Here is a 21,558-nt window from a genome sequence, read left to right on the forward strand (position 1 = left end):
CGAGCGTTAGCTCGCCTGCCGCTTTTGATCTTGATTCACCCGCCCCTTCGGGAGGCTGAGTGGAGGTGTTCATCTGGGGATTGGCGCGCAGCGCCGTTCGACGCAGTCGAACACATCGCATGTAGGTTGAAGCGAAGCCAACCGTAGGGCGATGCCCCCAGATGGATACCGGAGCGAAGGAACCCCGAGCCTTAGCGAGGGGCCGGACGCTTGGGGCGAGCGTTTTTTGCTTCCTTTTTTAGGCGCTTGTAAAAAAGGGAGTCGCCGTAAGGGCGAAACCATAAGCCGCCGTTACCGCAGAAATGGATATGTACACCACCAACAAGAACATGGTCGGCCCGAAGGCCGCCAAGATCAAACCGGTTCTTTTTTCACTCTGAACCAAGCCGCATACAACGCCGGCAAGAACAGTAACGTCAACGCCGTCGCCACAATCAGCCCGCCCATGATCGCCACCGCCATCGGCCCGAAAAACACACTGCGCGATAATGGAATCATCGCCAGCACCGCCGCCAGCGCGGTCAACACAATCGGCCGGAAACGTCGCACCGTCGCCTCGATGATCGCCTGCCAGGGCTTGAGCCCGGCAGCAATGTCCTGCTCGATCTGATCCACCAGAATCACCGAGTTACGCATGATCATCCCGGACAGCGCGATGGTCCCGAGCATGGCGACGAAACCGAACGGCTGACGGAACACCATCAAGAACAGCGTCACCCCGATCAACCCCAGCGGCGCTGTCAGAAACACCATGGCAGTGCGTGAGAAACTGCGCAGTTGCAGCATCAGCAACGTCAGCACCACCACGATGAACAGCGGCACGCCGGCCTTCACCGAGTTCTGCCCACGGGCCGAGTCTTCCACCGTACCGCCGACTTCCAGCAGATAGCCGTCCGGCAGTTCGGCGCGGATCGGATCGAGGGTCGGCATGATTTGCTGCACCAGTGTCGCCGGTTGTTCCTTGCCGTAGATGTCGGCGCGAACCGTCACGTTGGGCAGGCGGTTACGGTGCCAGATGATGCCTTCTTCAAAGCCGTATTCCAGCGTGGCAATCTGCGACAGCGCCACGCTGCGACCGTTGTCGGTCGGCACGGCCAGGCTCGGCAGCAATGCCAGTTCAGTGCGCTCATGCACCGTGCCGCGCAGCAGGATCTCGATCAATTCGTTGTCTTCGCGGTACTGACTGACACTGGAGCCGGTCAGCGAGCTTCGCAGGAACCCCGAGAGGTTCGCCGTGCTCACGCCCAGCGCCCGCGCGCGATCCTGATCGACGTTCAGGTACACGACTTTGCTCGGCTCTTCCCAATCCAGATGCACGTTGGCCACGTGTGGGTTCTCGCGAACCTTGGCCGCGACTTTACGTGCCAGGGCGCGGACGTCCGCAATGTTCTCACCGGTGACCCGGAACTGCACCGGATAGCCAACCGGCGGGCCGTTTTCCAGACGCGTGACCCGCGAGCGCAGGGCCGGGAATTGTTCATTGAGGGTTTCGATCAGCCAAGTGCGCAGGGCTTCGCGGTCTTCGATGGTTTTGGCCAGGACAACAAATTGCGCAAAGCTTGCAGCCGGAAGTTGCTGGTCCAGCGGCAGGTAGAAACGCGGCGAACCGGTGCCGACATAAGCCACATAGTTGTCGATCCCGGCGTGATCCTTGAGCAGGCCTTCGAGACGCTTGACCTCCTCGGCGGTGTTGCTCAGGGAGGCACCTTCGGCGAGTTTCAGATCAACCATCAATTCCAGTCGCCCCGATGCCGGGAAGAACTGCTGCGGCACGAAACGGAACAGCACCACGGACGCGACGAACATCACGATGGTCAGCACGATCACCGTTTTGCGTCGGCGCACGCACCACTCCACCAGCCGTCTGACGCGCTGATAGAACGGCGTGCCGTAAGGGTCGGGTTGGCCGTCGCCGGCGCCGTGTTTGGCGGCGTGAATTTTTGCCAGGTCCGGCAGAAGTTTCTCCCCCAGATAAGGCACAAAAACCACGGCGGCCACCCACGACGCCAGTAGCGCAATGGTCACCACCTGGAAGATCGAGCGGGTGTACTCGCCGGTGCCCGATTGCGCGGTGGCGATCGGCAGGAAACCGGCGGCGGTGATCAACGTACCGGTGAGCATCGGGAACGCGGTGCTGGTCCAGGCATAGCTGGCGGCCTTGATCCGGTCGAAGCCCTGCTCCATTTTGATCGCCATCATTTCCACGGCGATGATCGCATCATCCACCAGCAAGCCCAGCGCCAGCACCAGCGCGCCGAGGGAAATCTTGTGCAGGCCTATCCCTAAGTAATACATGCAGGCGAACGTCATCGCCAACACCAGCGGTATCGCCAGCGCTACGACCATGCCGGTGCGCACGCCGAGGGAGAAGAAGCTCACCAGCAACACAATCGCCAGGGCCTCCACCAGCACCTGAACGAACTCGCCCACACCGGTTTTCACCGCGGCGGGTTGATCGGAGACTTTGCGCAACTGCATGCCGGCCGGCAGGTTTTGCTGAATCCGGGCGAACTCGATTTCCAGCGCCTTGCCCAATACCAGAATATCGCCACCGTCCTTCATGGCCACCGCCAGACCGATGGCGTCTTCAGCCATGAAGCGCATGCGCGGCGCCGGTGGATCGTTGAAGCCACGACGAACGTCCGCCACATCACCGATGCGGAACGTGCGATCTGCAACGCGAATCGGGAAGTTCTTGATCTCGTCGACCGTCTGAAAATTCCCCGAGACCCGTAGCTGCAAACGCTCGCTGGTGGTTTCGAAGAAGCCGGCGGTGGACATCGCGTTCTGTTCTTCAAGTGCCTGCTGCACCGCCGCCAGCGGCACCCCGAGGGTGGCCAGTTTAACGTTGGAGAGTTCGATCCAGACCTTCTCGTCCTGCAACCCGAGCAGGTCGACCTTGCCCACATCCTTGACCCGTTGCAGCTGGATCTGGATGCGGTCGGCGTAATCCTTGAGCACTGCGTAATCAAAGCCCTCGCCGGTCAGGGCGTAGATGTTGCCGAACGTGGTGCCGAATTCATCGTTGAAAAACGGGCCCTGGATTCCCGGTGGCAGGGTCTGGCGAATATCGCCGATCTTCTTGCGGACCTGATACCAGAGGTCCGGGATATCCACCGAATGCATGGAATCGCGCGCCATGAACGTCACCTGGGACTCGCCCGGGCGGGAGAACGAGGTGATCCGTTCGTACTCCCCGGTTTCCATCAGTTTCTTTTCAATACGCTCGGTGACCTGGCGCGCCACTTCTTCGGCCGTGGCCCCCGGCCAGTTGGTACGAATTACCATGGCCTTGAAGGTGAACGGCGGGTCTTCGCTTTGGCCAAGCTTGGTGTAGGACAACGCCCCGACCACAGCCAGCAGGAGCATCAGGAACAGTACGATCTGGCGGTTACGCAGCGCCCATTCGGATAGATTGAAACCCATCGGGGATTACTCCTTGTGCGCCAGATTGACCACGCGATTGGAGCGATCCACCGGGCGCACTTGCTGCCCGTCGTGAAGCACATGAACACCGGCCGCCACCACCCAGTCGCTGGCGTTCAGTCCCTCGAGCACCGGCACGGTTTTCTCGCCAAATGCACCGACCCGCACCGGGACTTTTTTCAAGGTGTTGTTGGCGCCGACCACCCACACGTAGGTGGCGCCGTTTTCTGCGGTGAGGGCCGACAGCGGCACTGACAACGGCACCACTTCGGCAGTCTGGATGAACACCCGGGCGCTCTGGCCGAGTTCGGCGGGAACCTTGCCGGCGGTAAAAGCGATACGGGCGGCAAAAGTGCGGGATTTAGGATCGGCGGCAGGCGACAACTCACGGATCTGCCCAGGGAAACGCTGATCGGGTTGGGTCCAGAGCTCCACCGAGACCGGCTGACCGACCTTGAAGCGGCCGAAGCTCTGCTCCGGCAGGCTGATCAATACTTCGCGCTCGCCATCGGTGGCCAGGGTAAACACGGTTTGCCCGGCCGCCACCACTTGCCCGACTTCAACCGCACGCTTGGCCACCACGCCATCCTGCGGCGCACGCAGCACCGCGTAACTGGCCTGATTGGTCGAAACGTTGAATTCGGCTTTGATTTGCTTGAGGCGGGCCTCACCGGAGCGGTAGAGGTTTTCCGCGTTGTCGTACTGCGAACGGCTGACCATCTGCCGCTCCATCAGGGTCTTGTAGCGATCACGCTCGGCGCGCACCAGGTTCAGATTGGCTTCGGCAGCCGCGACCTGGGCACGGGTGGCTTCCAGTTGCAGGCGCACGTCCTGAGGATCGAGTTCCGCCAGGGGTTGGTCAGCCTTGACCCGCTGCCCTTCTTCGACCAGTCGTCGGCTGACTTTGCCGCCAATCCGGAAGGCAAGGTCCGGCTCATAACGCGCGCGAACTTCGCCGGGATAGCTTTCCATTCCCTGGGCCGAGGGCTCTGGCTGTACCACCATGGCCGGGCGCACGCTGACCGGAGGGGCTTCTTCATGGCCACATGCCGACAATAAAAAAGCCAGACTGACCGGCAACGCGAGGGGCAAGGCAAAGCGCAGCATGGTGAACGACCTTTCGCTAATGGTGCTTGGAATAATTATACTGACCAGTATGTTATTAATAGCAAACTCACCAGTCCAGTATTAAAAGCGAAGAATGTCAGACAATCTTTCCACCCCCAGCGGTCCGGGCCGTCCCAAGGATCTGGCCAAGCGCCGGGCAATCCTCGACGCGGCGAAAATCCTGTTTTTGAGTAAGGGATACGCCAACACCAGCATGGATGCCGTAGCGACTGAGGCCGGCGTGTCGAAGCTGACGGTCTACAGCCATTTCAACGACAAGGAGACGCTGTTCTCTTCCGCTGTCGTGGCCAAATGCGAGGAGCAATTGCCTCCGCTGGTTTTTGAATTGCCGGACGGCGTCGCCGTGGAAACCGTGCTGCTGAACATCGCACACGGCTTTCATCAACTGATCAACAGCGACGAATCGGTGAACCTGCACCGGCTGATGATGACGCTGGGCAGCCAGGACCCGAAACTCGCACAGATCTTCTTCGAGGCCGGGCCGGAACGCGTGCTGCACGGCATGGAGCGTTTGCTGAGCAAGATCGATCAGAGTGGCGTGTTGAGCATCGATAAACCGCGCAATGCCGCCGAACACTTCTTCTGCCTGCTCAAGGGCGCGGGGAATTTCCGCTTGCTGTATGGCTGTGGCGAACCGGTAACCGGGGATGCGGCCGAAGCCCATGTGCAGGAAGTGGTGGGATTGTTTATGCGGGCGTATCGGCCGGAGTCGGCCTGATAGATATTTGGCGTGATGATCGTTCCCACGCTGCGTGGGAACGATCAGTGAAGGCGACTCGATCTTAAGGCTTGAGCGCTTTCTTCGGATAAATGTCATACCGGCTGGACTTGCCGTCCAGCGCATGGCTTGGCTTCGGCCCATCGATGCACGGCGCCTTGCGCGGGCGTTTGACCACCACCCGGTGGCTGGCCAGGGCCAAGGCCGCTGCGAGCAGGGCCGGCGCATCCGGATCATCGCCGACCAGCGGCCGGAACAGACGCATTTCCTTCTTCACCAACGCGGTTTTCTCACGATGGGGAAACATCGGGTCGAGGTAGATCACCTGCGGCGGTTCGCCTTCCCAGTTGCGCATCACCTCGATCGAATTGCCCTTGAGCAAACGCATCCGCGCCACGATCGGCGCTACGTCGAAATCTTCCGCGCCGCGTGCCAGACCATCTTCAAGCAAGGCGCCGATCAGCGGCTGGCGCTCGATCAGGCTCATCTCGCAGCCCAGGCTGGCCAGCACGAACGCGTCCTTGCCCAGCCCGGCCGTGGCGTCCAGCACCCGTGGCCGCACGCCCTGGGCGATGCCGACCGCCTTGGCGATCATCTGACCGCTGCCGCCGCCGTACAACCGACGATGGGCCGCGCCACCCTCGACGAAGTCGACCCGCACCGGCCCCGGTGCATCCGGCCCCAGTTGTTGCAGTTGCAAACCCTGCTCGCCCACCTGCAGGGCAAACTCGCCGTCATCCACCTGCAACGGCAAACCCAGGCGCTCGGCCCATTGCTCGGCCTGTGGCTGGAACGTCGCGCCCAAGGCTTCGACATGGATGCGGCAGGCCGCAGGTTGCTCAATCATGGGAAAACACGCTCAAAAAATTAATGATCGGCAAAAACGGCCGATAACCAAACTATCGAGCATTTTGCCAGAGCTGAGCGTCGACCGAGAAAAATGTCAGGCATTCAACGCACATCGATAGGTTACATCTCGCCCCACGGCGATTTTGGCCTGCGAAATTCCCAAGCACTGAGCGGCGTCAGTCACCTGTGGCAGGATTTTTTTGCCCAGGCCCTGGCCGATCAGTCGGGCGATGTGGTGCCGGCGTCACTCAACTTTCCGCCGGTCGATCTCGACAGCCCGGTCGAACCGACCGTCGGCAGCGAGCTGCTGGCGCACATCATTTCCCAGCGCGAATGTGATGTGAAAGAAACCGAAGTCCGTCCGCCGGAGCCATTGTTCCTGCCAATTGCCGAGTTCGAAATGGACCTGGCCGATAAACCGTTCCCACCGTTCCCGCCGGAAGAAATCGTCGCGCAACAGAAACAGCAGGACTTCGAAAGCGGCTGGGTTCGCCCGATCGTGCTCACCGCCGGTCAACCGCTGCCCGAGCCTGGTGCCGCGCCGCAACCGCGTCCGCTGCACTTGCCAATCGCCGAGTTCGAACTCGACCTGCTGGACAAACCGTTCCCGCCGTTCTCACCGCAAGAACTGGTGGAACAACAGAAACAACTCGATTTCGATAACGGCTGGGCGCGCCCGATCGTTCTGCAAAACCTGCGCATCGCCGCATAACCCCTCAGCGGCGCAGCCATCACGGCCCGACCTCGTCAGCCTTTGAAGAATTGATTGGCCTTCTGGAACGGCATCGACCGGGAAGTGAAGCCAAAGGTCCCGTGTTGCTGGATTTCCTCGGCCGCGCGCAAGAACTCGCCATACGCTGCCAAAGCCAGGGCCGAACCGACGCTGATGCGCTTGACGCCCATTTCGCTCAACTGCGCAACCGTCAGCTTGAGCCCGCCGGACATCAACACATTCACCGGTTTCGGTGCCACGGCGCGAACCACCGCCAAGACCTCTTCGGCATTGCGCAGGCCTGGGGCGTAAAGCACGTCCGCGCCGGCCTCGGCGAATGCCCGCAAACGGCGAATGGTGTCGTCGAGGTCAGGATTGCCGTGCAAATAGTTCTCGGCACGCGCCGTCAACGTGAAGGGGAAAGGCAAACTGCGCGCTGCTGCGACAGCGGCTTCGATACGCGCCACGGCATGCTCGAAGCAGTAGATCGGACCGTCTTCACGCCCGGTGGCATCCTCGATCGAACCGCCTACGGCACCGGCCTGAGCGGCCCGCAGAATACTTTGGGCGCACTCGGCAGGAGCGTCGGCAAAGCCGTTTTCGAGATCCACCGCGACCGGCAAATCAGTGGCCGCAACAATCGCCTCAACGTTTGCCAGGGTATCGTCGAGCGTCAGCCCGCCATCAGGACGGCCCCGGGAAAAGGCATAACCGGCGCTGGTGGTTGCCAGTGCCTCGAAGCCCAGGCTGGCAAGCATTTTCGCTGAGCCGGCGTCCCAGGGGTTGGGAATGACAAAGGCGCCCTCGCGTTCGTGCAGTGCTTTGAACGCCTGGGCTCGAAGGGTTTGCGCATCCATTGGCAGACTCCTGAAAAAGGGAAAACCCGCTTCAGAGCAAACCAAGTTGCTCGGCGGCGGGTTCTCTGTATAGCTCAGGCAGCGGCGGCAGGCCAGGCAAACGCTGCATCAGTTGTGCGTGAAAACGTTGTGCCAGTTTCGCCGCCAGCAGGTTATCGGCGGTGTGCAGAAAGATATACGGCGTGCGGCCCTCTTCGATCCAGACGGCGATTTTCTCGACCCATGGCACCAGGAACGGATCGTTGGCTTCAAGTTCGGGGTGGCCGATGAAACGCACCTGTGGAAACTGAGTGAACGCCGCAGGGCGAGGCGGCACCCTGGGCTTTTTCGATTGGGCGTGGAGTACCGAAGGATTGGTCGAGGTGCAGCTGAACAGCGCGCGCGGATCGAGGCAGATGCGCTCGACGCCACGATCCAGCAGCAGGCGATTGAGCATTCGCTCGGCATCGCCCTTGGCAAAGAACTCGTCATGCCGCACTTCGACCGCCAAGGGCCGGTCCACCGCATCAATAAAACCGGCCAGCTCCGACAGTCGTTGCGGGGTAAAGCTTTTGGACAATTGCAGCCACAATGGCGAAACCCGCTCCCCCAGAGGGCTGAGCAATTGCAGGAAAGTTTCTGTGGCGGTCAATTGTTCGCGCAGGTCACCGCTGTGGCTGATGTCGCCGGGGAATTTGGCGGTGAAGCGAAAGTGTTCGGGCATGGTCTCGGCCCAGCGCTGCACGGTGGCGGCAGCCGGGCTCGCGTAGAAGGTCGTATTGCCTTCCACGGCGTTGAACACTTGAGAATAAAGATCAAGAAACTCGGCGGGCCTGGCGTCCTGTGGATACAAGTAGTCGCGCCAGGCGTTTTCGCTCCAGGACGGGCAGCCGAGGTAATAAGGCAGCATCAGATGTACAGGTCGAGACCCAGCACATCCGCATCCCAGTCGACAAAAGTGGCCGTGCTCAGGTAACTGGCCAGTGCCATCGCCACGCTTTTGCTCATGGCGCGGTGATAAATCATGTCTTGTTGACGCGCGGGAAGATTGCTCAGGCGTTGCGCGGAGGCTTTGGCGGCGCGGGCGGCCAATTGCTCTTCGGTAGGGAATTCCAGCTCGCCGTCGATATCGACGGAGTCATCCTCAGACACATGGCCTTTACGAGGCTTGCGCTTGATTGGGTAGGACTGGGAGGAAACGCCGTCTATACGCATAAGTGCATGCTCGGTATCGATGATGGCAGTTTAGTGGCGCATTACCCACTTCGCAAACCGCCGAGTGATAACTAGAACACAGAAAAGCGAAAAGGTTTAAAAGCGGCGGGCAGAAACTGATGATTAGCTGCGGTTGGAACACTTTGTGGCGAGGGAGCTTGCTCCCGCTGGGCTGCGAAGCTGCCCCCCACGCGCAGTCAGATACATCGCGCCGTCAGGTTCTACGGCTGCTCCGCAGCCGAACGGGAGCAAGCTCCCTCGCCACAGGACAACCGGGATCAACGCGCTTTCGGCGTCGCGACTTTATCGCGCAGATACACCGGCTGCGCCTGATCGGCCACGATCGCTTCACCGCGTTCCCAGGCGAAACGCGCCAGGGTCAGCAGATCCTCGGCGTGGGGCAGCATGCTCGCGTCCTGGCCGCTCAGGTTCACTGCAATACGCTCGGCATAACCCCAACCGGTGCCCGCGCCGAACCACTCGCCGCTGGCATCGACCGGCAACGCGGCGGCTTCCGGTGGCAATACCGCTTCGTTGCCCACCAGCCGCATCTCCCCCGCCGTTTCGCGGTAGCAGCCCCAATACACCTCATCCATACGCGCATCGATGGCTGCCGCGACCTGGCTGACGCCGTGTTCGCGATAAGCCCGCTGGGCGAGCACCGCGAGGTTGGAGACCGGCAACACCGGACGGTCCAGCGCAAACGCCAGCCCTTGCACCACGCCAATGGCGATCCGCACACCGGTAAACGCGCCCGGCCCACGACCGAACGCAATGGCGTCGACCGCTTGCAGCGTGGTCCCGGCATCGGCCAGCAGTTGCTGAATCATCGGCAACAGCTTCTGCGCATGCAGGCGCGGGATCACCTCGTAATGGCTCGTGACCTTGCCGTCATGCAGCAAGGCAACGGAGCAAGCTTCAGTCGCGGTGTCCAGGGCCAGCAAGGTGCTCATCGATGTATCCGTAAGAGAGATCAGAAAAAGTGCGCCAGTATAAACAACTACGGCCCGCAAGCGGGCCGTAGAAGATGAAGCCGATCAGACTTTTCAGCTCAGTGCTTCAAGCACCTTGCCGGTAATCGTCTCAACCGAGCCAACACCAGGAATATGGCTGTACTTCGGCTTGCCCTGAGCAGCGGCCAGGCCTTGGTAGAACTCCACCAGAGGTTTGGTCTGGGAGTGGTAGACCGACAGGCGATGACGCACGGTTTCTTCGGTGTCGTCCTTGCGCTGCACCAGCTCTTCACCGGTGATGTCGTCTTTACCGGCGATTTTCGGCGGGTTGTACACGGTGTGGTACACGCGGCCGCTGGCCTCGTGAACGCGACGACCGGCGATACGCTGAACGATCTCTTCGTCATCGACGGCGATTTCGACCACGTTGTCCAGTTCCACGCCAGCTTCTACCAACGCTTCAGCTTGCGGAATGGTGCGCGGGAAACCGTCGAACAGGAAACCGTTGGCACAGTCAGGCTGCGCGATACGGTCCTTGACCAAAGCGATAATCAGATCGTCGGAGACCAGACCACCGGCATCCATGATGCTTTTGGCTTTGATGCCCAGCTCGGTGCCGGCTTTTACAGCAGCACGCAGCATGTCACCGGTAGAGATTTGCGGAATGCCGAACTTTTCGGTGATGAACTTAGCCTGAGTACCTTTACCGGCCCCGGGAGCTCCCAGCAGAATGACGCGCATTAGATGTGCTCCTCAATTTTTTATTTAGAATTACTTAAACAAAACAAAGGATTCGCCTCGTAGGGCCAATCTCAAAAAATAGGGTCGTGACCGCCCAAACGGCCAAAGGCTGATCAAGATACACAGCAGGCCCTGCCCACACAAGCCGCCGAAAGTCGGAGAAACCTGCGCAGGACGTGCCCTTTCGAAGGGGTACCCCAAGTCGCAACCCCGTCATTAACTGTCGCCTGACAGACCTTCTCAACCGCTCGCCGACAGGCACTCGACGCTCGCGCCAGGTGCCTGTTCCCTATGACGAAAACCTTAGCCGGTATTTCGCAAACCGGCGGCAATCCCCGCCACAGACACCAGCAACGCCTGTTCTACCGGGCTGCCCTGCGCTTCATCCTGCTGCCGCGAACGGGCCAACAGTTCGGCCTGCAATAGATGCAGCGGGTCGAGGTAGGTGTTGCGCAGGCGGATGAATTCAAGGGTGTCTGGGCTATGTGCCAGTAGCTGGGACTGACCCGTCAGCCCCAGGACCACCGCACAGGCCTGCGACAATAGGTCGCGTAAATGCGCACCCAAAGGGAGCAGATCCGGCTCGACCAGACGCTCGTCGTAAGACTGGGCGATATCGGCGTCGGCCTTGGCCAGCACCATTTCCAGCATATCGATGCGGGTGCGGAAGAACGGCCATTGCTCGCGCATCTGCCCCAGCAGCTCCCCTTCGCCGCGCTCCAGCGCCTTGCTCAGCGCCGTTTCCCAGCCGAGCCAGGCCGGCAACATCAGGCGCGTCTGGGTCCAGCCGAAAATCCACGGAATGGCGCGCAGGCTTTCGATGCCGCCGGCGCGGCGCTTGGCCGGGCGGCTGCCCAACGGTAAGCGCCCCAACTCCTGCTCCGGGGTGGACTGGCGGAAATACTCGACGAACTGCGGATTTTCCCGCACCACGGCGCGGTAAGCCTTGACCCCATCGGCGGCCAGTTCGTCCATCAAATGGCGCCAGGCAGGCGTAGGAGGTGGTGGCGGCAGCAAGGTCGCTTCCAGCACCGCCGCCAGGTACAGATTGAGGTTTTGCTCGGCGATGTCCGGCAGGCCGAATTTGAAACGAATCATTTCCCCCTGCTCGGTGGTGCGGAAACGCCCTGCCACCGACCCCGGCGGCTGCGACAGAATCGCCGCGTGCGCCGGGCCACCACCTCGGCCCACGGTGCCGCCACGGCCGTGGAACAACAGCAGCTCCACTTGTTGCTCCCGGCAAATATCCACCAGACGCTCCTGCGCCCGATACTGCGCCCAGGCCGCCGCCGTAGTGCCGGCGTCCTTGGCCGAGTCGGAATAACCGATCATCACTTCCTGCGGCCCTTGCAGGCGCGAGCGATAACCCGGCAGCAACAACAGTTTTTCGATCACCGGGCCGGCGTTATCGAGGTCGGCGAGGGTTTCGAACAGCGGCACCACACGCATCGGCCGCAATACGCCGGATTCCTTGAGCAGCAACTGCACGGCCAGCACGTCGGAAGCAGCGCCAGCCATGGAAATCACATACGAGCCGAGGGAAGCCCCCGGAGCGGCAGCGATTTCCCGGCACGTCGCCAGCACTTCGGCGGTGTCGGCAGACGGCTTGAAGTAGGCCGGCAGCAACGGCCGGCGATTGTTCAGTTCGCGCATCAGGAAGGCGATGCGCTCCTCTTCGCTCCAGTCTTCATAACGACCCAGGCCGAGGTAATCGGTGATTTCGGTCATGGCCGCGGTGTGGCGCGACGAGTCCTGTCGCACATCGAGGCGCACCAGAAACAGCCCGAACGTCACCGCTCGGCGCAGGCAGTCGAGCAACGGGCCATCGGCGATAACGCCCATGCCGCATTCATGCAGCGAGTGGTAACACAGCTCCAACGGGTCCAGCAGGTCGCGGTTGTTTTGCAGCACATCGGCGGACGCCGGCGTGGTGGCCGTCAGGGAGGCCTGGGCCCAATTACGGGTTGCGCGCAGGCGCTCACGCAGCTGTTTGAGTACCGCGCGGTAAGGCTCGGCGCTGTCGCCAGCCTTGGCTTTCAGGGCGTCGCTGGCCTGTTGCATCGACAATTCGGCGGCGAGGTGATCGACATCGCGCACATACAAATCGGCAGCCATCCAGCGAGCCAGCAACAATACTTCGCGGGTCACGGCGGCGGTGACGTTGGGGTTACCGTCGCGGTCGCCGCCCATCCACGAGGCGAAGCGAATCGGCGCGGCCTCCAGCGGCAGGTGCAGGCCGGTGGCGGCATGTAGGGCCTGGTCGGCCTTGCGCAAATAGTTGGGAATCGCCTGCCACAGCGAATGCTCGATCACCGCAAAGCCCCACTTGGCTTCGTCTACAGGTGTCGGGCGGGTGCGGCGGATTTCTTCGGTGTGCCAGGCTTCGGCGATCAGGCGCTGCAAGGTGGTCTTGATCTGCTCGCGCTCGGCGCCGGTCAGGTCGCGATGATCCAGGGCCGCCAATTGCGCGGCGATCGCGTCGTATTTCTGGATCAGTGTGCGTCGCGCCACTTCGGTGGGGTGCGCCGTCAATACCAGCTCGATGTCCACCCGCCCCAATTGCCGGGCCAAGGATTCGGCGTCATGCCCCGCAGCCAACAGGCGAGTGAGCAGCTCCGGCAACACCCGGGCCTCGAACGGCGCGGGTTGTGACTCTTCGCGGCGGTGAATCAGCTGATATTGCTCGGCGATATTGGCCAGGTTGAGGAACTGGTTGAACGCCCGCGCCACCGGCAGCAATTCGTCCTCGCTCAACTGGTTGAGGCTGGCGCTGAGTTCGGCATCCATCGAACCGCGACGGTCGGCCTTGGCGCCTTTGCGGATTTGCTCGATCTTGTCGATAAAGCCATCCCCGTACTGCTCGCGAATGGTGTTGCCCAATAGCTCACCCAACAGGTGAACGTCCTCGCGCAAGCGTGCATCAATATCGGTCATCAGCAGTTCTCCAGCGAAAATCCGGGCGGCTATGCTTTGGTATTAGAGGCTTTGAAATAGAGAGTGCCGTTGTAAAGCGGTTCTTACAAGCAGAGGCAAGGAGACGTCAAACTTCAAGCCTTGCAGCTAGTCTCAACACAAGCCGTACAACGGCTTACCACCGGCCACCGCCGGACACTCACCCGGCCTGCCATGAGCAGGTGCGTAATGAGGTCATTATGAAAATCCGCGAGCTCGCCAAGCACTGGGAAGAAAACGCCAAGGGTCGCCTGACCGACACTGGCTATACGATTCGTCTGGACGTGGAAGCCGCCGCACGGCTGGCGGCGATTATCGATATGTACCCCAAGCGGCACCCTGAAGAACTGCTCGGAGAATTGATCGGCGCCGCCCTGGAAGAGCTCGAAGCGAGCTTTCCGTATGTGAAAGGGTCAACGGTGGTCGCCACCGATGAAGAAGGCGATCCGCTGTACGAAGACGTCGGTCCAACCCCGCGTTTTCTCGCCTTGTCCCGTCGTCATTTGCACGATTTGTCGACCGAAAACGACAAGCCAAAACACTGATTTGCGCGTCTTGCTCCCCTTCCGGAAATACGTATTTCCTGGCCCGTGCAGGGCCGGGAATACCCCTGCGTACGACTAAAGTTCCCGATTTAGAGCCTTGTCCGTCAGGTCAAAGTTTTTTCGGGCGAAAGGCCATTTTCTCTGAACTTTTAAAAAACGCCTCGGGTCAACCCAGTAACCACGCCTGGGACGGCCGTTTCAAAATGCTCTGGAAATCGAAGGTTGCGGCTCCTTGCCCAGGATGGATTCAGATGTATTTCAGGAGTTATCCAACGGAGTTGAAACCATGAAGACCAGCACTGCTTCATCCTCGTCCACCCACCTGCGCGGTCTCAAACTGGCGGCCCTGGCCATCGGCAGCAGTTTGGTTCTGGCCGGATGCGCCGGCAACCCGCCCACCGAGCAATACGCCGTGACTCAATCGACCGTGAACAGTGCCGTCAGCGCCGGAGGCACCGAATTCGCCGCAGTGGAAATGAAGTCCGCTCAGGACAAGCTCAAACAAGCCGAAATCGCCATGCACGACAAAAAGTATGACGAAGCCAAAATGCTCGCCGAACAGGCCGAGTGGGACGCCCGAGTGGCAGAACGCAAAGCCCAGGCGATGAAAGCCGAACAGGCTGTAAAGGACTCACAGAAAGGTGTTCAGGAACTGCGTCAGGAAAGTCAGCGCACCGTGCAGTGAGCGCGCATCCCGATTTTCAGGCCTGACACTTTTATCGATAGAAAGGACGAACCACCATGCGCAAACAACTGATGATACCCGCCCTCCTGGCCGCAAGCATTGCACTGGCTGCCTGCTCCACACCGCCCAACACCAACCTGGAGCAAGCCCGCACCAACTACGCCGGCCTGCAAGCCAACCCGCAAGCCAGCAAAGTCGCGGCACTGGAAACCAAAGACGCCAGCGATTACCTGGACAAGGCCGACAAGGCTTACCAGGACAAGGAAGACCAGAACAAGGTCGACCAACTGGCTTACCTGACCAACCAGCGTGTTGAAGTGGCCAAGCAGACCATCGCCCTGCGCACCGCGGAAAACAACCTGAAGAACGCCGCGGCTCAGCGAGCCCAGGCGCGTCTGGATGCCCGCGACCAGCAGATCAAACAATTGCAGGCCAGCCTCAACGCCAAACAGACCGATCGCGGCACGCTGGTAACGTTCGGTGACGTACTATTCGCCACCAACAAGGCCGACCTGAAACCCAGCGGCTTGGTGAACATCAACAAACTGGCGCAGTTCCTTCAGGAAAACCCCGACCGTAAAGTGATTGTCGAAGGCTACACCGACAGCACCGGCGCGGCGTCGTACAACCAGTCGCTGTCCGAGCGGCGCGCGACCTCGGTGCAAGTGGCCCTGATCAAGATGGGTGTCGACCCGGCGCGCATCGTGGTCCAGGGTTATGGCAAGGAATACCCAGTGGCCGAAAACACCAGCGTCTCCGGCCGTGCGATGAACCGTCGGGTGGAAGTGACCATTTCCAACGACAACCAGCCGGTGATACCGCGTTCGGCTATCAGCTCGAACTAAGTTTCACCTGCTGAAACACAAAAGCCCCGCCTGATCGGATCAGGCGGGGCTTCTTATTGATCGAACACTTGTCTTGGGTCCAAGCAACCCTGTGGCGAGGGGGCTTGCCCCCGTTCGGCTGCGAAGCAGTCGTGAAACCATCCCGCAAGGTGTACCTGACAAAACGCGAATGCAGGTTTTAGGGCCGCTTCGCGACCCAACGGGGGCAAGCCCCCTCGCCACAAGGGTTCATCATTGCCAATGGAGGTGGGATTTTACTGTTCGAGTTTTTGCGGGGTTTCCTGGCCCATGCAGCGCACGGCTTTTTTCTTGTTGTTGACCAGTACGCCGGTCAGGCCTTTCTGTTCGGTATCAAACATCACCAGTACGCCATCGATGCACTGCGCCACTTGCGCGGCCGGTTCCAGGGAGATTTTGTAGTCTTCGCCCGGCACGGTCTTGAGCATGGTGAAGTCGCTGAGCAGCAACGCATCCTCGGGTTTGGCGAAGTGCAGGTAGCCGTACCACCACAGGGCCCCGACGGTGCCGAGGATGCTGCAAATACCGGTGATGATCAGCGGGATGGCGTTACGTTCTTCACTCATTGCGGACTCTCTGGTGGTTCATCTTCAGAATTCGGGGGTGCCGGGTAATTCGGAATTTCACCCAGGCGGCGCAGGCCGTTGAAATGCTGCGGGTCTTCGAGGTAACGCAGCATGACTTTTCGCCAGACCGGGTCGGCGAAGGTTTGCACATGACCGCCCCGGGTCAGTTGCAGCACTCGCGGCGGCGGCGCAGCTTGATACAGTCGGATGCCGTTGGAAAGGGGCACCAGCTGATCATCGATACTGTGATAGATCAGTTTCGGTACACCATTGAGCTGCGTCATGGAACGGATCGCGCTATCGCCATCCGGCACCAGCCAGGACAACGGCACCTGGAACGGCCAGGTCATCCAGGAGGTGCTGAGGGCGAAACGCCCGACATCGCGGTAGCTGGCAGGCACGCCATCGAGCACGAAAGCCTTGAGTTGCCGCTGGCGCTCGGGATGCTGGGCCAGGTAATGCACGGCCATCGAACCGCCAAGGCTCTGACCGAGAAGGATCAACGGCTTGCCCTTGACCTCCGGCGCCTGGTCGAGCCATGTGAAGGCGGCGTCGATGTCCTGATAAATCTCCGGCAACGCCGGCTTACCTTCGGACAATCCGTACCCGCGATAGTCCACCAGCAACACCTGATAGCCCTGCTTCGGCAACCACCAGCTCGCACCCAGATGCCACGCCAGGTTGCCGCCGTTACCGTGCAGATGCAGCACAGTGCCTCTGACTTCGACGCCTTTTTTCGCCGGCAGCCACCAGCCATGCAGCTTGAGGCCGTCGGCAGTGGTCAGGGTAACGTCGCGATAGTCGAGCTTGGCTTTTTCCGGGGTGAATGGCTGGCCGGGCTCTGGGTAGAACAGCAAAGAGCTGCAACCGCCGAGGGCCAGGAGCAGGCAGAAAATGCCGAGGATTCTCATCCGGTGAAGCCTCAATGTGGGTGATCGTTCCCATGCTCCGCGTGGGAGTGCATACCGTGACGCTCTGCGTCACAGTGGACGCGGAGCGTCCATGGCGGCATTCCCACGCAGAGCGTGGGAATGATCTGAATCAAAGGATATTGGAGTAATCCGCTTCGATCCGGTCCAGGCTCAGGTGGTTGAGGAAGTTGGAGAAGCACATCCACGCCGACAACGCGTTCATGTCGCGGAACTGCTCGGGCAGGTACTTGGGCGGCACCACCAGGCCTTCGTCCACCAATTGGCGCAAGGTCCGCATGTCCTCCAGCGTAGTCTTGCCGCAGAACAACAGCGGTATCTGCTCCAGCTTGCCTTTGCGCACGGCCAACTGAATGTAGTTGTAAATCATGATAAAGCCCTTGAGGTAGGACAAGTCTTTGGTAAATGGCAGACCATTCGGCACCGAGCCGCGGAACACCCGACTGGCATTGCCGTAGCTTTCGGCCATTTCAAAGCCCTGAGCCCGGAAGAACTCAAAGATCTGCAAGAAGTCCGCGCCCTCCTCCACCATATGAATGGCGCGGGTGCGGTTGGTCAGTTTGCGCAAGCGGCTCGGGTAGGAGGCGAAGGTGATGATCTCCATCAGGATCGCCAGGCCCTCCTGAGTCACGGTGGACGACGGCGGGCCCTTGGACAGGAACGTACAGATCGGCTGATTCAGGCCGTTGAGGGTGGTGCCCACATGCACCAGCCCTTCATGGACTTCCAGCGCACGCACGTCGCGATTGTTGAACATCGCGTCGGTGCGGATCTTGATGTAGTCGGCGCCGGCCGCCGCGTCGGCGACGATCCCGTCGGACTCGAACACCCGGATGGTTTCCTCGTTTTCGCCAAACACCTTGTTCAACCGATGTTGCAGCAGGTCGACGGCTTCCTTGGCCGTGAGGACTTTCGGTTCGTCCTTGAGGTCGCCACGGCCGTCGATGTTGTTCAGGTAATCGGAGAGCATCAGCCCCAGGTCGGCCAGGGTCGGGTCGCCGGCGTGAAACGCATCGGACGCCGCGCCGTACAACTCCTGGGAAATCAACCCGAAATCCTCGGTGCCGCGCGCTTCAAGCATGCGCACCACCATGCGGTATTCCTTGCACATGCGGCGCATGATCTGCCCGACCGGGTTGAACTGGCCAAGTTGCCGAGTGATGTCGCGCTCGATGTTCTGGAACTCCAGCTTCACTTTGCTGGAGTCGAACGACAGCGGTCGATTGAGGTAGTAGTCGCGGTCCACGGCCGGCATTTCCTTGCCCTTGCCCTTGAGGAACCCCTTGCGAATACTGTCATCCCACTTGACCGCATCCAGAATGCGAATCGGCGTCTGCGCCAGCACTATGCGATCGGACAACATGCGTATCGTCTGCTGGTATTCGTCCACCCGAGACTCCTGTAGTAAAGCTCTTACGTGCTGGGTTTATTTGGTTTTGGCCAGGCGCTGATAGCGTACCGCTTCGACGAAGACATCGGAATTGGCCGGGTCGTCGAGGTAGGCGAATACCTGATCCAGGCTGTTGTTGATCAACACCCCATCGCCATCTTCAGTCTGAAAGCCTTCGCCACTGAGGGCTTCTTGCCCCATGGCCTGCCTGATCTGCTCAAGGTCGAGGTTGTAGACCACCAGTTCGTGCTTATCGTTGAGCTCGAAACCGGCGATGGTGAAATGCCCGCCGAACTGCGCCGGCACCTTCGCCGACAGGTACCAGCGATTGCCATGGCGCGACACCGTGAAAGGATAGGCTTCGCGCTCATGGGGTTTGGCCTTGAAGTAGCTGACTGCCTGGTAGTGATTGTCGCCGACGCGTGTCAGTTCCAGGTTCATCGGCTCGCCCCAGGCATTGGTGCTGGCCCATTTGCCGAGCAACCCTTTGGGCGCGGACTCGCTGGCGGGCAGCGACTCCTTGAAGGTCACCAGGCAGCCACTGAGCAGCAGGAACGACAAGGCGATCACCACGACACGCCAGGCTTTCATTCAACACTCCCTATCGACACACGATGCCCCCTACTGGCCACTCTCCCACAGGGTTGAGTCCCACAAGGGGTTACACCGACGCCAGTACCAGGTGCATGTAGCGGGTCAGGATGCCGAGCATTTCCTCTTCGGCAACAGGCTCGGCATCGTTGAGCAGGCCCTGATATTCCATCCGTCCGACAATCGCCGTCAACACTTTGGCATCTTGTTGTGGCTCGCGGGAACCCAATACTTCGAAAAGCTGGCAGGTGCCCTGCAAGAGAATTTGCTGATGGGAACGCACCAACAACGCCAGACGCGGGTTGAGCAACGCTTCCTGGCGGAAGGCTTGCTCGGCCATCAGGTGCTCGCGGCGATTGATCAGTTGCCGATGAACATAGTCAGCCATCAGCCGTGCGATATCGTCCGCCAGCTGTGAGCGCGACTCGGCGGTGCCATCACTGCTGACAACCATCTCGCGCAACAGGCCTTCGTTGCTGGCCCACAACCGGGCCATGTATGCCGCGCTGCGCTCCACGTATTGGGCGAAGGTATCGGTGAGCAGGTCATCGATGTCCTTGAAATAGTAAGTGGTGGCCGACAGCGGCACACAGGCCTCGGCTGCCACCGCACGGTGCCGCACGGCCCGCACGCCATCGCGCACGACAATGCGCATCGCCGCGTCGAGAATGTCCTGTCGACGCTGTTCGCTGCCCTGTCGGCTGGCCTTGCGGCCCTGGTACTGAACACTTTCAGCGACCGCAGTGGCGATATCCGCTGCACCTTCTTGAGCAATTGCACGATTCACGACAGGTATTCCTCTCTAACGTCAAAAGTAACCAATTGATACGTTTGTACCAGACAGGCAATAAAAAGCCGCCTGTTTTAGGCGGCTTTTTAATTGAAACATTTACGCTTGCGGGCGCATGTGCGGGAACAGGATCACGTCGCGAATCGACGGTGAGTTGGTCAGCAACATCACCAGACGGTCGATGCCGATCCCTTCACCGGCGGTCGGCGGCATGCCGTACTCCAGCGCACGAACGAAGTCGGCGTCGTAGTGCATGGCTTCATCGTCGCCAGCATCCTTGTCGGCCACCTGTGCCATGAAGCGCTCGGCCTGGTCTTCCGCGTCGTTCAACTCGGAGTAGGCGTTGGCGATTTCACGGCCGCCGATGAACAGTTCGAAACGGTCGGTGACGTTCGGGTTCTCGTCGTTACGACGGGCCAGCGGCGACACTTCGAACGGGTACTGGGTAATGAAGTGCGGCTGTTCCAGCTTGTGCTCGACCAGTTCTTCGAAAATCATCACCTGCAGTTTGCCCAGGCCTTCGAAGCCGAGCACCTTGGCGCCGGCCTTCTTGGCGATGGCGCGGGCCTTGTCGATGTCGTTCAGGTCGGCAGCGGTCAGTTCAGGGTTGTACTTGAGGATCGAGTCGAACACCGACAGGCGCACGAACGGCTCGCCGAAGTGGAACACCTTGTCGCCGTAAGGCACGTCGGTGCTGCCCAGAACCAGCTGCGCCAGTTCGCGGAACAGTTCCTCGGTCAGGTCCATGTTGTCTTCGTAGTCAGCGTGGGCCTGGTAGAACTCGAGCATGGTGAACTCGGGGTTGTGCCGGGTCGAAACGCCTTCGTTACGGAAGTTGCGGTTGATTTCGAAGACTTTTTCAAACCCGCCAACAACAAGCCGCTTGAGGTACAGCTCCGGCGCAATGCGCAAGAACATCTGCATGTCCAGCGCGTTGTGGTGAGTTTCGAACGGCTTGGCCGCCGCACCGCCCGGAATGGTTTGCAGCATCGGCGTTTCGACTTCCAGGAAGTCACGCTTCATCAGGAAGCTGCGGATGTGCGCAATCACTTGCGAACGCACGCGGAAGGTCTGGCGCACGTCTTCGTTGACGATCAGGTCGACGTAACGCTGGCGGTAGCGCTGCTCGGTGTCGGACAGGCCGTGGTGCTTGTCTGGCAGCGGGCGCAGGGATTTGGTCAGCAGGCGCACGTTGGTCATTTCAACGTACAGGTCGCCCTTGCCGGAACGGGCCAGGGTGCCTTCGGCGGCAATGATGTCGCCCAGGTCCCAGGTTTTCACCGCGGCCAGGGTCTCTTCGGACAGGGTTTTACGGTTGACGTAAACCTGGATGCGCCCGGACATGTCCTGAATCACCATGAACGAGCCACGGTTGAGCATGAGACGACCGGCAACCTTGACCGGGATCGCAGCCTCTGCCAGCTCTTCCTTGGTCTTGTCCGCGTACTTCTTCTGCAAGTCTTCGCAGTAGGCGTCGCGGCGGAAGTCGTTGGGGAAGGCCTGGCCCTTGGCGCGCTCGGCAGCAAGCTTTTCCTTGCGCAGGGCGATCAGGGAGTTTTCTTCCTGTTGCAGGGCTTGCGGGTCGAGTTGTAGGTCGCTCATGTCTTTAAAAATTCCATCACAGATTCGTTGCCCCCAGCCTTCGGCTGGGGATCGCTGTAGGGCGTGC

The 21,558-nt window shown here is 60.5% G+C and carries 20 protein-coding genes; 5 read left to right on the forward strand and 15 right to left on the reverse strand.

All coding sequences use genetic code 11. The annotated features are described in order from the left end of the window. Positions 1-354: 354 nt before the first annotated feature. A complete protein-coding gene (locus tag F475_RS28500) occupies positions 355-3,426 on the reverse strand; it encodes an efflux RND transporter permease subunit (RefSeq protein ID WP_111455320.1) in 3,072 nt (1,023 codons plus the stop codon). A 6-nt stretch (positions 3,427-3,432) separates the two neighbouring features. After that, entirely contained in the window at positions 3,433-4,533 is a 1,101-nt protein-coding gene (locus tag F475_RS28505; protein ID WP_111455321.1) for an efflux RND transporter periplasmic adaptor subunit, read from the reverse strand. A 94-nt stretch (positions 4,534-4,627) separates the two neighbouring features. Here F475_RS28505 and F475_RS28510 point away from each other — a divergent pair, with 94 nt between their 5' ends. Beyond that, complete coding sequence (locus tag F475_RS28510; RefSeq protein ID WP_018926667.1) at positions 4,628-5,272, forward strand: TetR/AcrR family transcriptional regulator; 645 nt, start codon at positions 4,628-4,630, stop codon at positions 5,270-5,272. Between the two features lie 64 nt (positions 5,273-5,336). Here F475_RS28510 and F475_RS28515 read toward each other — a convergent pair whose 3' ends face one another. Further along, entirely contained in the window at positions 5,337-6,119 is a 783-nt protein-coding gene (locus F475_RS28515) for a class I SAM-dependent methyltransferase (protein WP_086946360.1), read from the reverse strand. Between the two features lie 93 nt (positions 6,120-6,212). Here F475_RS28515 and F475_RS28520 point away from each other — a divergent pair, with 93 nt between their 5' ends. Beyond that, a complete protein-coding gene (locus F475_RS28520) occupies positions 6,213-6,833 on the forward strand; it encodes a hypothetical protein (protein ID WP_019581603.1) in 621 nt (206 codons plus the stop codon). Between the two features lie 35 nt (positions 6,834-6,868). On the opposite strand, the gene F475_RS28525 is transcribed toward F475_RS28520, so the two are convergent. The 6 genes from F475_RS28525 to ppc form a co-directional block, all read right to left on the reverse strand. Beyond that, a complete protein-coding gene (locus F475_RS28525; RefSeq protein ID WP_064616258.1) occupies positions 6,869-7,690 on the reverse strand; it encodes an oxaloacetate decarboxylase in 822 nt (273 codons plus the stop codon). Positions 7,691-7,721: 31 nt separating this feature from the next. After that, positions 7,722-8,582: a DUF72 domain-containing protein gene (locus F475_RS28530; protein ID WP_111455322.1), complete on the reverse strand. Its 861-nt coding sequence runs from the start codon at positions 8,580-8,582 to the stop codon at positions 7,722-7,724. Further along, a complete protein-coding gene (locus F475_RS28535; RefSeq protein WP_007940187.1) occupies positions 8,579-8,884 on the reverse strand; it encodes a hypothetical protein in 306 nt (101 codons plus the stop codon). Before F475_RS28535 ends, F475_RS28530 begins: the two co-directional genes overlap by 4 nt. A 278-nt stretch (positions 8,885-9,162) precedes the next feature. Continuing rightward, positions 9,163-9,837, reverse strand: a complete 675-nt coding sequence (tsaB, locus tag F475_RS28540) for a tRNA (adenosine(37)-N6)-threonylcarbamoyltransferase complex dimerization subunit type 1 TsaB (RefSeq protein WP_018926673.1) — start codon at positions 9,835-9,837, stop codon at positions 9,163-9,165. 93 nt (positions 9,838-9,930) lie between these two features. Then, complete coding sequence (gene adk, locus F475_RS28545; RefSeq protein ID WP_018926674.1) at positions 9,931-10,578, reverse strand: adenylate kinase; 648 nt, start codon at positions 10,576-10,578, stop codon at positions 9,931-9,933. A 303-nt stretch (positions 10,579-10,881) separates the two neighbouring features. Then, a complete protein-coding gene (gene ppc / locus F475_RS28550) occupies positions 10,882-13,512 on the reverse strand; it encodes a phosphoenolpyruvate carboxylase (protein WP_111455323.1) in 2,631 nt (876 codons plus the stop codon). Between the two features lie 218 nt (positions 13,513-13,730). Between ppc and F475_RS28555 the strand changes: the two genes are divergently transcribed. The 3 genes from F475_RS28555 (at position 13,731) to F475_RS28565 (ending at position 15,605) form a co-directional block, all read left to right on the forward strand. Continuing rightward, positions 13,731-14,075: a hypothetical protein gene (locus tag F475_RS28555; protein WP_018926676.1), complete on the forward strand. Its 345-nt coding sequence runs from the start codon at positions 13,731-13,733 to the stop codon at positions 14,073-14,075. A gap of 286 nt (positions 14,076-14,361) precedes the next feature. After that, complete coding sequence (locus tag F475_RS28560; RefSeq protein ID WP_018926677.1) at positions 14,362-14,760, forward strand: DUF4398 domain-containing protein; 399 nt, start codon at positions 14,362-14,364, stop codon at positions 14,758-14,760. Between the two features lie 56 nt (positions 14,761-14,816). Continuing rightward, positions 14,817-15,605: an OmpA family protein gene (locus F475_RS28565; protein ID WP_111455324.1), complete on the forward strand. Its 789-nt coding sequence runs from the start codon at positions 14,817-14,819 to the stop codon at positions 15,603-15,605. Between the two features lie 254 nt (positions 15,606-15,859). On the opposite strand, the gene F475_RS28570 is transcribed toward F475_RS28565, so the two are convergent. The 6 genes from F475_RS28570 to lysS all read right to left on the reverse strand — a co-directional run bounded on the left by F475_RS28570 (position 15,860) and on the right by lysS (position 21,491). Next, a complete protein-coding gene (locus tag F475_RS28570; protein ID WP_007940182.1) occupies positions 15,860-16,189 on the reverse strand; it encodes a hypothetical protein in 330 nt (109 codons plus the stop codon). After that, positions 16,186-17,100: an alpha/beta hydrolase gene (locus tag F475_RS28575; RefSeq protein WP_111455325.1), complete on the reverse strand. Its 915-nt coding sequence runs from the start codon at positions 17,098-17,100 to the stop codon at positions 16,186-16,188. The genes F475_RS28570 and F475_RS28575 overlap by 4 nt, the downstream gene beginning before the upstream one ends. A 130-nt stretch (positions 17,101-17,230) precedes the next feature. After that, positions 17,231-18,481: a flavohemoglobin expression-modulating QEGLA motif protein gene (locus tag F475_RS28580; protein WP_172901247.1), complete on the reverse strand. Its 1,251-nt coding sequence runs from the start codon at positions 18,479-18,481 to the stop codon at positions 17,231-17,233. Between the two features lie 63 nt (positions 18,482-18,544). Next, positions 18,545-19,099: a hypothetical protein gene (locus tag F475_RS28585; RefSeq protein ID WP_064616250.1), complete on the reverse strand. Its 555-nt coding sequence runs from the start codon at positions 19,097-19,099 to the stop codon at positions 18,545-18,547. Positions 19,100-19,169: 70 nt separating this feature from the next. Next, complete coding sequence (locus tag F475_RS28590; RefSeq protein WP_064616248.1) at positions 19,170-19,886, reverse strand: TetR/AcrR family transcriptional regulator; 717 nt, start codon at positions 19,884-19,886, stop codon at positions 19,170-19,172. A 102-nt stretch (positions 19,887-19,988) separates the two neighbouring features. Then, entirely contained in the window at positions 19,989-21,491 is a 1,503-nt protein-coding gene (gene lysS / locus F475_RS28595; protein ID WP_018926680.1) for a lysine--tRNA ligase, read from the reverse strand. Positions 21,492-21,558 lie beyond the last annotated feature (67 nt).

Source organism: Pseudomonas sp. URMO17WK12:I6 (assembly GCF_003253625.1).
Lineage (GTDB): Bacteria > Pseudomonadota > Gammaproteobacteria > Pseudomonadales > Pseudomonadaceae > Aquipseudomonas.